A 12,195-nucleotide genomic window follows, 5' to 3' on the forward strand; every position below is an offset into this window, starting at 1 on the left:
CGAAACGCTACTTGCCGAGTTTCATAGTCTCGATCGCATCTGGTCGCGGTCACCCGAGGCGCTGGCGCGAATTCTCGGCAAGCAGAGTCCGGTCATAGGCCTTCTGCTTGCCGCGCGCGAGGCCGGCCTCGAAGCCATGCGCGCCGAATTGCTCGGTCGCGTGATCGAACCCTCCAGCCCAAAACTGATCGAATATTTCAAGACCTCGATGGGCGCGCTGCCCGAGGAAATTCTTCGCGTGCTGTTTCTGGACGCGTCGCGCCGGCTCGTCGCCGACGAGCAAATGCAGCATGGCTCGGTTCGGCAGCTGGCACTTTATCCGCGCACGATTTTCCGGCGCGCGCTCGAGCTGGATGCGGCAGCTATCCTGCTGGTCCATAATCATCCAAGCGGTGACCCGACCCCGAGCGACAGCGATATTCGCGTCACCGAACTCCTGCGGGGCATCGGCCGGGCGCTCGACGTCGAACTCATCGACCATATTATCGTCACCCAGCGCGAGCACCATAGGCTGGCCGCCGGCAAAGCTCCGCCGAGGGGAAGACCGGGACCGCCGTTGACCCTCGGGGACGGGCACCGCGACCGCATCGAGACAGAGAAGGGAGTTGCCGACCTCGCACTCGCCAATGCGCGCCGGACCTTGCGCCGGCGGTTGCTGCGCAAACAGCTTCTGGGCAATGATGAGCTATTCGGCGAGCCGGCGTGGGACATGCTCATCGACCTCTTCATTCATGAAGGCGAGGCGAAGCCGGTGTCGACGAGCAGCCTCGGCATCGCCTCGGGGCTGGGGATGAGCAGCGCGCTGAGGCTGGTCCAGCGGCTCTGCGACGCCGAGCTCCTGGTCCGCACATCGGATCCCGCCGACGGACGGCGAAACTTCATCCAGCTGGCGCCCGAAGTCGCGCACCGGCTTACCGCCTATTTCGCGGCCGGCGAGGAATGAGTGCCGGGCCGTGTGCCCAGCGATACTTCCTCCTGGAACTTCGGCCCAAGTTCCATCCGGCGCGCGAGCGTATCGACGAAAGCCTCCCACCGTTTCTTGCCGGTGGCCTGCGCCGCCTGCAGCGCCGCATCGGGGAGCGGCGGATTGTTCGTCAGCCAGGACCGGATGAACAGCGCGGCGGTCTCGTTCGACAGCTCGATATGCCATTCGAGCCGCTCGATCTGCCGCGACAGGCGGTCGAGGCGCCGGGCAAGCACGGCCTCGAGCCGCTCCTCCTGATCGGGTGTGAGCAAGGATGCGAGCGCCGCTTCGACGATATCGGTTCGCGTCATGCGCCGGCTGCGTGCCCGCTCGTCGAGCTCGCGGCAAAGCGCGGCATCGAGGCGGAAGGTCCGTTTGACCGCGGGCTTTTTCACAGATCGATTCCATCGCCCGGGTCGAGCGATGCGTTGCGTGCATTGCGCTGCATCGCCCGGTCCATGGCGCGCCGGTCGCGCGCCGCGTTGCTCCCTTTGCCGTCGCGGTCGAAATCGAACTCGTTGACCTCGGGCACGGGTTCGGGGGCCACATCCTCATGATCGGCAAGGCCCGGCTCCCGCCGAATCCCCGAATTGGCCCCCTGTTCCTCCGTTGCTTCCGCCTCGGCTGGCGCAGCCGCTTTCGGGTCGCCGTCCTCCGCTGCCGATGCGCGGCGTCCGGCAGGCCCGGGTCCGGGAAGCAGAAGGACGGGCGCCGGCTCCTGCGACCGCGGCGTCCAGTCGTCGTCCGCCCGTTTCGGCGCCCGGGCAGGCGGTGGCGGCGCGAGAATGCGGCTCGTGAACCGGGGGTCGACATAATAGCGTGCCTTCGAAGCCCGGATCGGCGGCACGCCGGCGGCCATGACGATCTGTTCGCCGGGCGGCAGCTGCATCACCTCGCCCGGCGTGAGCAAGGCGCGGGCGGTTTCGGTGCGCGAGACCATGAGATGGCCGAGCCAGGGCGAGAGACGGTGGCCGGCATAATTTTTCATCGCGCGCATTTCGGTCGCAGTCCCGAGCGCATCGGAAATGCGCTTGGCGGTGCGCTCGTCGTTGGTCGCGAAGCTCACTCGGACATGGCAATTGTCGAGGATCGCATTGTTCTGACCATAGGCCTTTTCGATCTGGTTGAGCGACTGGGCGATCAGGAAAGCCTTGATGCCGTACCCCGCCATGAAGGCGAGCGCGCTTTCGAAGAAATCGAGGCGGCCCAGCGCCGGAAATTCGTCGAGCATCAGGAGCAGGCGCCGCGGCCGCGCGCCGGGATTGAGATCCTCGGTGAGCCGCCGTCCGATCTGGTTGAGGATCAGGCGGATGAGCGGCTTCGTCCGGCTGATGTCGCCGGGCGGCACGACGAGATAGAGCGAGGTCGGACGGTCCCCCGCCATCAGATCGGCAATCCGCCATTCGGACCGGCCCGTCACCGCCGCGATGACGGGATCGCGATAGAGGCCGAGGAAGGACATGGCGGTCGAGAGCACGCCCGAGCGTTCATTGTCCGATTTGTTGAGCAGTTCCTGCGCGGCCGCGGCGACGACGGGATGCACGCCCTTGTCCCCCAGATGCCGGGTCGTCTGCATGCGGCGCAGCGTCGAGACGATCGGTCGCCGCGGATCGGAGAGAAAGGCTGCCACGCCCGCCAGAGACTTGTCTTCCTCGGCGTATAGCACGTGCAGGATCGTGCCGACGAGCAAGGCATGACTCGTCTTCTCCCAATGGTTGCGTTTCTCGAGGCTGCCTTCGGGGTCGACGAGCACGTCGGCGACATTCTGGACATCGCGCACTTCCCATTCACCGCGGCGCACTTCGAGCAGGGGATTATAGGCTGAGGATTTGGCATTGGTCGGATCGAAGAGCAGCACGCGGCCGTGCAGCGCGCGAAAGCCCGCGGTCAGCTGCCAATTCTCGCCCTTGATGTCATGGACGATGCAGCTTCCCGGCCAGGTGAGCAAAGTCGGTACGACGAGCCCCACGCCCTTGCCCGACCGTGTCGGTGCGAAACAGAGAATATGCTCGGCGCCATCGTGGCGCAGATAGGCTTTGCCGAACCGGCCGAGCACGACCCCTTCGCCCCCGAGCATCCCGGCAGCGCGTATCTCGCGCCGGCCCGCCCATCGCGCCGAACCATAGGTCTCGGCCTTTTGCCGTTCGCGGGCGCGCCATACCGACATGGCGATCGCGACGATGATCGCGGCGAACCCACCCGACGCCGCAATCAGCGCGCCCTTGTAGAAGATCGGCGGCGCATAGGCGTCGAAGGCGAACCACCACCAGAAGAAGGCCGGCGGCGGATAGACCGGATAATCGCCGAGGCGGAACCAAGGGTCGCCAAGCTCGGGCTGGAAGGCGAGCGCCGCCGCCGTCCATTGTGTCGCGCCCCAGACCGCCAGGAGGACGATCAGAAACACAGCCGTTATCTGGCCCCAGAGAATCCTGTCGTTCACACACGCCTCCCATGATGGATGCCCGGCCTCACAGCCCGATGCCCCTGCCGCGCCCGAGCGCCCAGTCGACGGTGCCGCCGGGCGTCATCGTCCCGGTCACATGCTGGCCAAGATGCTTGTCGAGCGCCGGGCGCCAGGGAACGAGCTGGAAACCGAGCCCGTCGTCGATCATCGCGAAACGGCCAGAAGAAAGGGTGACGCGTTCGCGGTAGATGCCGCTCACATAGTCACCCGCTCCCGAGGGTCTGTGCGCGAGGCCGGTGCGCTCAGCGATCGAGCGGGACGCCCCGTCGAGATCGCGCGAGTTCAGGGTCTCGATGAGACCCTGCGCGAGAATGACGCGCTGCCCCTGGCGGCTCGCAAGCCCCTGCTCGGCAAGGTGGCGCGACCGCGCATCCATCGCATCGCGGATTTCGCGTCCGAAGCCTTGATGGCTCGCAGCCGGCTCGCGGGCGACGAGTTGACGGTCGAGCCAGGTCGCGCCGGGCGCCGTCACCTGTGCATCGAGCGGCAGATCCGATCGCGTCACGAGCGACTGCCGTATCTGCCCGTTCGCGTCGGCCCAGGATCGAAGCTCGACGATGGCACCGGGCCGCGCGTCGCCGATCATCTCGATGTCGCCGAACCGCAGATGATGCGTGCGCCCATCGGCGCCGTCGACAATCGCATAGGCGCTGCCGGCGAGTTCGTCGTGAAGCCCGCGATCGACGAGGCGGCCGATGACCGGATCGGCGGGCACGTCGTCGTGGAGAGCAAGCACCGACGGGTCGAAGCGGCCGCCATCGCGGGTCAATGCGCGGTGCATAGTCTTGATGATGTCGCCGCGAACCGAGAGGTCGCGTAGCACGGCTTCGGCATCGCCGCGCATCACCCAGATGCCGGACTCGATCTGCTCGGCAAGACCGAGCGCCTCGAGCTTCGCTGCCCGGCCGAGCAGCTGCCGATGAAGATGCCCATCGGCCCGCCCATCCGGTCGAAGATCGATCTCGCCTGCCCCCTCGGCGGCCATCCGCTCGAGCGTCCGGTCGAGGCTCGTCCAACGCTCGGCCTCGACCTCGCGCGCGAGCGCATCGGCGATGTCGCGCGCGCTGCGCGGCCCGAGCTCGAGCGTGGCGAGATCCTCGGCGCGCCAGCGCAGCCCTTCGCTCATATAGCCGCGATCGACGACAAGATCCTTCCCGTCGTCCGCGACGCCGCGCACGAGGATATGGATGTGCGGATTGTCGGTGTTCCAGTGATCGACCGCGATCCAGTCGAGCCGCGTCTCGAGATCCCTTGCCATGTCGGCCATGAGGTCGCGGGTGAAACGCCTGAGGTCGCCGATCTCCCCGGCATCTTCCGGACTGACGATGAAGCGGAAATGATGACGATCATCCTCGCAGCGCGATGCGAATTCGGCGCAGTCGGCGCTGTCCCCCTCCGCGTCGAACATCGATGCGTCGCGCCCGTCGCGAGTGACGCCGTCGCGTTCGAGATACTGGATATGGCGCGCGAGCGGCGCCGAGCGGAAGCGCTGCCCCTTGTGGCGGACGATCCGCGCCTTGATGACGACGCGGCGGCCATCGGCACGGAAGCGCGCCCGCGCGAGCGCGCGGCGGCCGCGGCCATGACGCCCGGTGCCGCCGCCGGACCCCGGCGGCCGACGCGCGAAACCCTTGCGCGCCATCGAGCGACGCACCTGCCCGGCGAGGCTACGCCCCCGCCGCGACGCCCCGGCCCCGCGGTCCCGCACCCTTCCCGGCCGGACCTTGAACTCACCGTCGTCACCGCTCACGGCGGGCCTGCCATATTACAAGATGCTGTATTTGCTGAGTAATGTTTGCGATCATATGGCCGAGCAATTGCGAGCCATATGAATTTTCCCCAGATTTGTGCCCTCCTTCGACCAAATGGCTGGCAGCCCTTTTATCTCGCCATACTTCCCTTCCATCCCATCCAACCCTGCCATTCGCTGCCGGCTTTACCCCACAAGGCGCAGACGAACGCGGCGGAGCGAGCGAGGCCATCATCGACGGTCCTGACCGGAAAGCGGGACGAAGAGCGGGTGCCGCCCGGCGCCAGTGGCTGGCGCGGCGGCCGTCGGACTATCGGGCAGACTGTTCGAGTCCGACACGGCCGGCGCGCGATCTTCGACGACAGAGGCATTGTCGCCCCGCGCGGCAAAGAGCGTCGATCGCTGCCAGCCCGGCGCGGCCGAAGGCGGCGCGGCGGCGCGCGAAGCAATGCCGGAAGCGCCAAGCTCGGGCGCGATCCGCGCGACATAGGCGCGCGTCTCGGCAGGCAGTCCGCGCCGTCCGGACGCATAGGCGTCGGCGCGGCCCGGTCCCGCATTATAGGCCGCGAGCATCAGCGGCACATCGCGGTAGCGATCCCACATCGCGCGCAGATAAGCGGCACCCGCAAGGATGTTCGAGCGCACATCGAACGGGTCGCTACCCAGTCCGTGGCGCGCCGACAGCATCGCCCAGGTCGCGGGCATGATCTGCATGAGCCCCATCGCGCCGGCGTGCGAAACGGCGCGCGCGTTGCCCCGGCTTTCGGCATGCATGACGCGCCAGATCCAGCGTTCGGGGATGCCGAAACGCTGCGACGCCTCGGCGACCGACGCCGCATAGGGATGGACATCGGCGCGCACCGCCGGCGCGGCGACGGCAGCGGATGCGCCGCCGAAGGGCGCGCCGAGTGCGCCGCCGAGTGCCGCCCAGCGCAGCGCGAGCGCAATGGCGGTGCAGGACGATCGCGGCCCGTATGCCATGGTCTAGCTCCGCTCGCGCGCCGACGGGCGCGACCAGAGCAGATGATGTTCGCCCTCGTCGTGCGACGCGCGAAGCAAGTTCGCGCGGAGCGGAACCGCGAAGGCGGGGTCGTCGATCTGCACCGCGATGAATGCTCCGGCACGCTCGCCGGTGCGGTTCCAGCCCGCACCGATTTCGATTCCGCTTGCAGCGTCGCCGAGGAACAGCCGCCATTCGGGGGCATGTTCAGCCGCCGACGGCTGCGCCCGAACGATGGTGATCGCGGCATCGCAGGTGAGGGTGCGCAGACGGCCGGCATAGCCGTCGCCGCACATTTCGAAAGTTCCGATGAGCATCGATATCACTCCATTTCGCTACGGGGAAAAGCAAGATCGCGGCCCGAAGGGCGCCAGCGCAGCGGCGCGCCCGAGGCGTCGCGGGTCAGGATCGGGTGCGCCGGTCCGAGCAGGCCGGTGGTCGGAAGCGGCCCGAAGTACCGCCCGTCGAGACTGTCCGGCGCCGCATTGATCAGGAAGATTTCGCGGGGCCGGACGATGCGGCAGCCGAGCCAGACCGGCAGCGGCCGGCCGGCCCGGTCGCGCGCCAGCGCGCGGGCGACGGCCCGGCCATCGACGGTCACGAAGACGCCCGAGCGACAGAGGCGCGCGCCGGGGAGCGCGGCAACGCGCTTGATAAGCGGCACGCCGCGAGGCAGGTATTTGCGCCGCGCCATGTAGGCGGCGAGCTCAGCTGGCGGTTCGATCGCGACCCAATCGCCGACCATGGGCGCGGCGCCGGGATCGATGCGATACAGACCGACCGGCGCGCTTTGGCTCGCATTCCACAGCAGGCGCGGCGCCGGCGCGAACCAGGCTGAGAGACTGAGCAATGTCACAGCGGTAGCGGCAACATGGAGGTAGCCGCGGTTCATGATTCGATCGCCCGGCGGCGTAGCCATGCCGCATGGCGCGCGGCGCTATAGGGACGAAAGGGCATCCCGGCTGCGAGACGGTCGGCGACATGACGCCAGTGATCGGGCGATGCGTCGCACGGATCGACCCCGGCGGCCTCGACTGCATCGACCGCTTCGAGCACCCGCGAAACCTTCGGCCAGCTCTCGATGTGCAGCAGAATTTCGCCGCCGGGCCGGACGAACGGCAGCGCCGTATGAGGCTCGCCGACAGCGACCGCGGTGACGATCTGGATACTCGAGTGGATGGTGCCGAAGTCGTTCGAGGACCAGCGCAGATAGGCGAAGGTCGCTCCCGGACGAAACATGACGATGCGCTTGCGGCGGCTGACGATCCGCTCGGCGGCGACGCGGCCAAAGCGGATCCACTGCTCGGTGCGGCCTTCGATCCAGGTCAGTTCGACCTCGGTCAGCGGCGGCTGCGCCGCTGCCGTGCTCGCCGCCGCGATGCGATCGCGCGGCATCATCGGCGCACCGGCCGCGCCGGATGGACGGTTCCCTTGCCCGGATCGGAGGTCGAAGAGCGCCGGCCGATCTCAGCCCAGGCGTCGAGATCCTCGATCCCATAGACGACGCGTCCGCCAAGCTTGCGATAGGCGGGCCCGGTCCCGTAGCAGCGATGCTTCTCGAGGGTGCGGGCCGACAGCCCGAGATGCAGGGCGGCATCGGGCGTTCTGAGATAGCGCGGGCCAAGGGCGGGCAAGGGGGGATTCATTCGCGTGCTCCTTCCAGCCGCCGGGCCGAAAAAAGCCGGTGCGGCGGGTCGTGGAGCGTGGTGGCGCGAAGATGAGCGAGAGCCGGAGCGGCTAAAATTCAGGGCAATTTTTGTCGCCCCGCAGGGCCGGCGAGCAGCGCCCGATAACCGCCCTGCATCAGACCGCGTGCTTCCTCGATCAACCGCTGCGTTCGCCTTCGTTCGGACGAGGACTTCCATTCGGCGCCGCGGCCGACCGACAGGCGTGGATAGATGATGAGGCGCGCGACATCATGAGAGGTGACGCCGGCGCCGCCCGGTTCCTGGAGGAGATCGAGAATGGCGAGCATCATGCCGAGGCGGCGCGCCTGATAGGCGGTCGGCAAGAAGCCGGCAGGCGGCGGGCCGGGCCCATCGCCGAGCCACCGATCGAACCGCACAGCCGCCTCGTGGCGCAGGCCGACCAACGAATCGCGCAGGATCAGGTTCGCAAGCGGGACGCCGGGCCTGTCGGTGCGGAGCCACAGGCGGTGCCAGGCCCGGTCGTCGGCGAAGACGAAGTGCCGGCCATCTTCCAGGCGGCGATCGGCGACGACAAGATGGGACGGCGGAACCGCAAAGGCGTCAGCCGCCGGGCATCCCGGCGGCGCCACGTCGAGGATGTTGGTGTAACCGCAGATCGCCGCCGACCAGAGCGCAGGACTTTCGCGCGCCGAGCGGAACGGCGGACATGGGAAAGCAAAGACCCCAACGCCGGGCCATCGCCTCCCGCGCGGCAATATCGCCGCGGCGCCCGCCGGTCATAACGCAGTCATAGTCGCGGACATAAGCAGGGTTGCGGCGCAGAAATTCCTGCGCGAAGCCCGGAAAATCGAGCAGCGCCCGCTGCGTCACCTGTAATCCGGCCGTGCCTGCCACCGTCACCTCCATTGGGATGACGGCAGCATCGCGATCGGAGGATATCGGCCTATTCCAACATCGCGGAAGGCCGATCCCCAGAAATGGGTATCCCGCCCGGCTGCTGCCGGGCGGGATAGGGGGGCTCAATCGCCGCGGCGGGCCTGGCGGTTCCAGACCAGATCATGTTCCTCGCCTTCGCCGGCGAAGAGCTGGGCGAAGATGGGGGCGGCAAATGTCGGATCGTCGAGCTTGACCGACAGATAGGGGCGCTTGTCCTGCGACTTCTTTTCCCAGGCGGCGCCGACTTCGGCCTCGCCGATGAAGACGCGGTGGCTGGGGGCGTTGCCGCTCGGATTGTCTTCCGGAACGATGCGAACCAATTTCGCTTGCACCGAGAGAGTGACGATCTGTCCCCGATACTCGCCGGAAACCTTCTTGAACGTGCCGATCCTGGCCATGATGCTTATCCTTTCCTTGGGCTCGGGCCGCACCAGCGCGGCCTCGATGCGCATCGATGGTCAGCAAGGGGCCGGTGCCGCAGCCGCCAGGCCCGCAGCGCAGCGGAGGACGGACACGGGCCGTCTTTCTTGTCTCGCGAGGAACGGCGGCACGCCGGGGGAAGAAAGTCGGTCATGGCCGTTGCGGCGTTCCGGACCAGCGCAGCGGCTTGCTGACAGATGGCGCATTCCGGGAGGCCGTGCTGGCGTGGCCAGCGACCGGGAAGCGCAGAATGGCCAGGCCGTCCGCGACGAAGAAACACCGGCGGGTCCGGATATCGCGCTATCGAACGGTCGGCTCGTCTCGCATCGCGCCGATTGACGACCGGTCTGCCGCCAGCGACCGCCAACTCGCGCAGGCCGCCGCGACCCCGACAAGAATCGCGAGACAAGTTCGCCAACCGCCGTCGATACCGAGAAGGCCCGCCAGCGCCGTTCCCGCTCCCAGGCCCGCAGCGCCCGCCGGAGCCATGAAAAGCAATCCGATCAGGAGCCGGATATTTGCCGAGGTCGTTCGAGAAAACAGCCACCGCGCTGTCAGATGGAGCCCGATGCCGGTAAGCAGTCCCATCGCAAGTGCTGCGCCCCATCCATATCCTTGATCGCGAAGGAGGTGGAAGGCGCAAAGGCCGAGGCAGACGGGCAAGGCCAAGGACGCCAACCGGAACAGCAGCCCGATCAGATAGAGCGCGGCGATACCGCCGAGGATGATCATCAGCGTCATGGGCGTCGCCCCGCCGGGCGCGCCGACCACGACCTCGACGGCGTGATATGCCCGCCTGTCTCCACAGCAATCGGGCCAGGACAGTGCCGCGAGCGGCGCTGCCCCGGACCGGGATGGACGCGATCAGCGGCCGAAGGGGTCATATTCGCACACGATCGTGTCGGGATCGCCGTCGAACTCGTCGAGCGGCATCACCGAATAGCCTTTGACGGTTTCGATGAGGACGATGATGGTCATCATCGTGCGGGCAAGGTTCCAGCCGAGCGATTGGGCAGTGGAAAGCGGCATGGGTCAAGCTCCTGTCGTTGGGAGCGGGCCATTCCCGCTCGACAGTCGCCCCGCCGGTCGGGGGCAGGCCGCAATCACCGCGAGCGAAGCTGCGGCCGCACGCGGAGCGTAGCGGACCCTTTACGGGTTGATTGAAGGAGGTCTGGCCTCGCACCCAGGGATCAGCGGCATTCGAGCGGGGATGGCCCGCACCCGCGGGCGGCGCCATCCCGCACCTCCGAACCCATGCTGGAAATTGACAAATGACTTACAAGAACGTCATAATGTGGATTATGGCTTATGTGTAAGGCAAAACTTGACTTTTGCGACGATTACGACCAAGGAAAACGAAAGGATGGTCGATGGCCGACGAGACGACAAAAAAAATCCCACGCAGCTATTCGCGCTACACCCGCGAGGCTGTGCGCCTGCTGGGCGGGCTCATTCGCGCCCGGCGGATCGAACGGCGGCTGAGCGTTGAAGACCTCGCGACGCGCAGCGGCGTGTCGCGCGACATGATGCGCCGTATCGAGCAGGGCGACCCGCGCTGCGCCATCGGCCTCGTCTTCGAAGCGGCAGCGATCGTCGGGGTCGCGCTGTTCGACAGCGACCGGGACCGTCTCGCTGGACATCTCGCCGAGCAGGAAACGAAGCTGCGCCTGCTTCCCAAGGCCGTTCACAAGCCGCGATCCGAGGTGAAGGATGACTTCTGACGTCGCGCCAGCCGGCGAAGCCTTCGTCTGGATATGGCTGCCCGGGGCAACCGAGCCGGTCGTCGCGGGCAGGCTCGCGCGCGCGAGCGATAGCCGGCTCACCTTCAACTATGGCCAAAGCTATCTGGCCCGCGCGGATGCCATCGCGATCTACGAGCCCGAATTGCCGCTGCGCGCCGGCCTGATCGAGGCGGCGAGCAAGATGCAGCTGCCAAGCGCGATCCGCGACGGATCGCCCGACGCATGGGGCCGGCGCGTCATCATCAACCGGATCGGCGGGCGCGACGAAGGCGAGCTGGCTCCAGCCGAGCTGGACGAGTTGACCTATCTCCTCGAATCCGGCTCCGACCGCATCGGCATGCTCGATTTCCAGGCGTCGGCCACCGACTATGTACCGCGCCAGCGGCAGAATGCGACGCTCGCCGAACTGATGGAGTCGGCCGAGCGCGTCGAGCGGGGCGTGCCGCTCACGCCCGAGCTCGACCAAGCGCTGCAACATGGCACATCGCTTGGCGGCGCGCGTCCCAAGGCGCTGATCGACGATGGCGCGCGCAAATATATCGCCAAATTTTCTGCGGCAGCCGACATCTATAATGTCGTGAAAGCCGAATATGTCGCGATGCGCCTCGCCGCGCGCGCGGGCCTCGATGTCGCACCGGTCAAGCTTGCGCGCGCGCTCGGCAAGGATGTGTTGCTCGTCGAGCGCTTCGACCGCGCACCCAAGGAGGACGATTGGACCCGGCGCGGCGTGGTGTCGGCGCTCACCCTCCTTGCCCTCGACGAGACCGAGGCGCGTTATGCGAGCTATGAGGATCTCGCGACCGTGATCCGTCACCGGTTCGTCGATCCCGCAGCGACGCTCGCCGAACTTTACGCGCGCATCATATTCAACATTCTGTGCGGCAACACCGACGATCATGCGCGCAACCATGCCGCCTTCTGGGACGGCGGGACGCTGGAGCTTACGCCCGCCTATGACATCTGCCCGCAAGGCCGCACCGGCGGCGAGGCGACGCAGGCGATGCTCATCCTCGGCAACCGGCGGTTCAGCCAATTGTCGCTGTCTCTCGAGGCCGCGCCCGTCTTTCACCTCGACGATGCGCGCGCACGCGCCATCATCGCGGGTCAGCAGGCTGCGATCGAGGCCCATTGGGATGCGGTGTGCGACGAAGCAGCACTCGGCGGCGCCGAGCGCGCGTTCCTGTGGCGGCGGCAGTTCCTCAACCCGTTCGCCTTCGAGGGTTTTGCCGCCGCCCCAGGCTGATCGTGGTCGCAGCATACCCCGATGCAA

At 67.3% G+C, this 12,195-nt stretch carries 16 protein-coding genes; 3 read left to right on the forward strand and 13 right to left on the reverse strand.

Annotated elements, in window-relative coordinates:
- The first annotated feature begins 136 nt into the window (after positions 1-136).
- Positions 137-943 (forward strand): JAB domain-containing protein, encoded by an 807-nt coding sequence (locus CHB69_RS15490; protein ID WP_197411993.1) that lies wholly within the window; start codon positions 137-139, stop codon positions 941-943.
- Here the strand turns inward: CHB69_RS15490 and CHB69_RS15495 are convergent.
- The 13 genes from CHB69_RS15495 to CHB69_RS20220 form a co-directional block, all read right to left on the reverse strand.
- On the reverse strand, positions 919-1,359 hold the full coding sequence (locus tag CHB69_RS15495) for a ribbon-helix-helix protein, CopG family (RefSeq protein ID WP_058818144.1): 441 nt from the start codon (positions 1,357-1,359) through the stop codon (positions 919-921). The genes CHB69_RS15490 and CHB69_RS15495 overlap by 25 nt on opposite strands.
- Positions 1,356-3,404, reverse strand: a complete 2,049-nt coding sequence (locus CHB69_RS15500; protein WP_089216910.1) for a conjugal transfer protein TraG — start codon at positions 3,402-3,404, stop codon at positions 1,356-1,358. Before CHB69_RS15500 ends, CHB69_RS15495 begins: the two co-directional genes overlap by 4 nt.
- A 28-nt stretch (positions 3,405-3,432) precedes the next feature.
- Positions 3,433-5,178, reverse strand: coding sequence for a relaxase/mobilization nuclease domain-containing protein (locus CHB69_RS15505; RefSeq protein WP_089216911.1), 1,746 nt, complete (start codon positions 5,176-5,178; stop codon positions 3,433-3,435).
- A gap of 231 nt (positions 5,179-5,409) precedes the next feature.
- A complete protein-coding gene (locus tag CHB69_RS15510; RefSeq protein WP_082660503.1) occupies positions 5,410-6,159 on the reverse strand; it encodes a lytic transglycosylase domain-containing protein in 750 nt (249 codons plus the stop codon).
- Between the two features lie 3 nt (positions 6,160-6,162).
- Positions 6,163-6,495: a DUF736 domain-containing protein gene (locus CHB69_RS15515; protein ID WP_058818210.1), complete on the reverse strand. Its 333-nt coding sequence runs from the start codon at positions 6,493-6,495 to the stop codon at positions 6,163-6,165.
- A 5-nt stretch (positions 6,496-6,500) separates the two neighbouring features.
- Entirely contained in the window at positions 6,501-7,070 is a 570-nt protein-coding gene (locus CHB69_RS15520) for a S26 family signal peptidase (protein ID WP_058818147.1), read from the reverse strand.
- Positions 7,067-7,576 (reverse strand): DUF2840 domain-containing protein, encoded by a 510-nt coding sequence (locus CHB69_RS15525; RefSeq protein ID WP_058818148.1) that lies wholly within the window; start codon positions 7,574-7,576, stop codon positions 7,067-7,069. The genes CHB69_RS15520 and CHB69_RS15525 overlap by 4 nt, the downstream gene beginning before the upstream one ends.
- A complete protein-coding gene (locus CHB69_RS15530; protein WP_053555711.1) occupies positions 7,573-7,824 on the reverse strand; it encodes a helix-turn-helix transcriptional regulator in 252 nt (83 codons plus the stop codon). The genes CHB69_RS15525 and CHB69_RS15530 overlap by 4 nt, the downstream gene beginning before the upstream one ends.
- Positions 7,825-7,922: 98 nt before the next feature.
- A complete protein-coding gene (locus CHB69_RS15535; RefSeq protein WP_231728227.1) occupies positions 7,923-8,456 on the reverse strand; it encodes a DUF2285 domain-containing protein in 534 nt (177 codons plus the stop codon).
- Positions 8,428-8,733, reverse strand: coding sequence for a transcriptional regulator domain-containing protein (locus tag CHB69_RS20410; RefSeq protein WP_058818149.1), 306 nt, complete (start codon positions 8,731-8,733; stop codon positions 8,428-8,430). Before CHB69_RS20410 ends, CHB69_RS15535 begins: the two co-directional genes overlap by 29 nt.
- A 113-nt stretch (positions 8,734-8,846) precedes the next feature.
- The gene (locus CHB69_RS15545; protein WP_058818212.1) at positions 8,847-9,161 is read right to left on the reverse strand and encodes a DUF736 domain-containing protein; all 315 of its coding nucleotides are present in this window, start codon (positions 9,159-9,161) and stop codon (positions 8,847-8,849) included.
- Between the two features lie 322 nt (positions 9,162-9,483).
- On the reverse strand, positions 9,484-9,924 hold the full coding sequence (locus CHB69_RS15550) for a hypothetical protein (protein ID WP_141134011.1): 441 nt from the start codon (positions 9,922-9,924) through the stop codon (positions 9,484-9,486).
- A 123-nt stretch (positions 9,925-10,047) separates the two neighbouring features.
- Entirely contained in the window at positions 10,048-10,212 is a 165-nt protein-coding gene (locus CHB69_RS20220; RefSeq protein WP_170935594.1) for a hypothetical protein, read from the reverse strand.
- A 341-nt stretch (positions 10,213-10,553) separates the two neighbouring features.
- Between CHB69_RS20220 and CHB69_RS15555 the strand changes: the two genes are divergently transcribed.
- Together CHB69_RS15555 and CHB69_RS15560 are read left to right on the forward strand one after the other, a co-directional pair.
- Positions 10,554-10,904: a helix-turn-helix domain-containing protein gene (locus CHB69_RS15555; protein ID WP_058818151.1), complete on the forward strand. Its 351-nt coding sequence runs from the start codon at positions 10,554-10,556 to the stop codon at positions 10,902-10,904.
- Positions 10,894-12,168, forward strand: a complete 1,275-nt coding sequence (locus tag CHB69_RS15560; RefSeq protein WP_058818152.1) for a type II toxin-antitoxin system HipA family toxin — start codon at positions 10,894-10,896, stop codon at positions 12,166-12,168. Before CHB69_RS15555 ends, CHB69_RS15560 begins: the two co-directional genes overlap by 11 nt.
- Positions 12,169-12,195: the final 27 nt, after the last annotated feature.

This window comes from Sphingopyxis indica (assembly GCF_900188185.1).
GTDB lineage: Bacteria > Pseudomonadota > Alphaproteobacteria > Sphingomonadales > Sphingomonadaceae > Sphingopyxis > Sphingopyxis indica.

What these genes read in the sequence shown, in the direction of transcription:
- CHB69_RS15490 (WP_197411993.1), top strand. Translation starts at nt 137, where the DNA reads ATGCGCGCCGAATTGCTCGGTCGCGTGATCGAACCCTCCAGCCCAAAA.
- CHB69_RS15510 (WP_082660503.1), bottom strand. Translation starts at nt 6,159, where the DNA reads ATGGCATACGGGCCGCGATCGTCCTGCACCGCCATTGCGCTCGCGCTG.
- CHB69_RS15515 (WP_058818210.1), bottom strand. Translation starts at nt 6,495, where the DNA reads ATGCTCATCGGAACTTTCGAAATGTGCGGCGACGGCTATGCCGGCCGT.
- CHB69_RS15520 (WP_058818147.1), bottom strand. Translation starts at nt 7,070, where the DNA reads ATGAACCGCGGCTACCTCCATGTTGCCGCTACCGCTGTGACATTGCTC.
- CHB69_RS15525 (WP_058818148.1), bottom strand. Translation starts at nt 7,576, where the DNA reads ATGATGCCGCGCGATCGCATCGCGGCGGCGAGCACGGCAGCGGCGCAG.
- CHB69_RS15530 (WP_053555711.1), bottom strand. Translation starts at nt 7,824, where the DNA reads ATGAATCCCCCCTTGCCCGCCCTTGGCCCGCGCTATCTCAGAACGCCC.
- CHB69_RS20410 (WP_058818149.1), bottom strand. Translation starts at nt 8,733, where the DNA reads ATGGAGGTGACGGTGGCAGGCACGGCCGGATTACAGGTGACGCAGCGG.
- CHB69_RS15545 (WP_058818212.1), bottom strand. Translation starts at nt 9,161, where the DNA reads ATGGCCAGGATCGGCACGTTCAAGAAGGTTTCCGGCGAGTATCGGGGA.
- CHB69_RS15550 (WP_141134011.1), bottom strand. Translation starts at nt 9,924, where the DNA reads ATGACGCTGATGATCATCCTCGGCGGTATCGCCGCGCTCTATCTGATC.
- CHB69_RS20220 (WP_170935594.1), bottom strand. Translation starts at nt 10,212, where the DNA reads ATGCCGCTTTCCACTGCCCAATCGCTCGGCTGGAACCTTGCCCGCACG.
- CHB69_RS15555 (WP_058818151.1), top strand. Translation starts at nt 10,554, where the DNA reads ATGGCCGACGAGACGACAAAAAAAATCCCACGCAGCTATTCGCGCTAC.
- CHB69_RS15560 (WP_058818152.1), top strand. Translation starts at nt 10,894, where the DNA reads ATGACTTCTGACGTCGCGCCAGCCGGCGAAGCCTTCGTCTGGATATGG.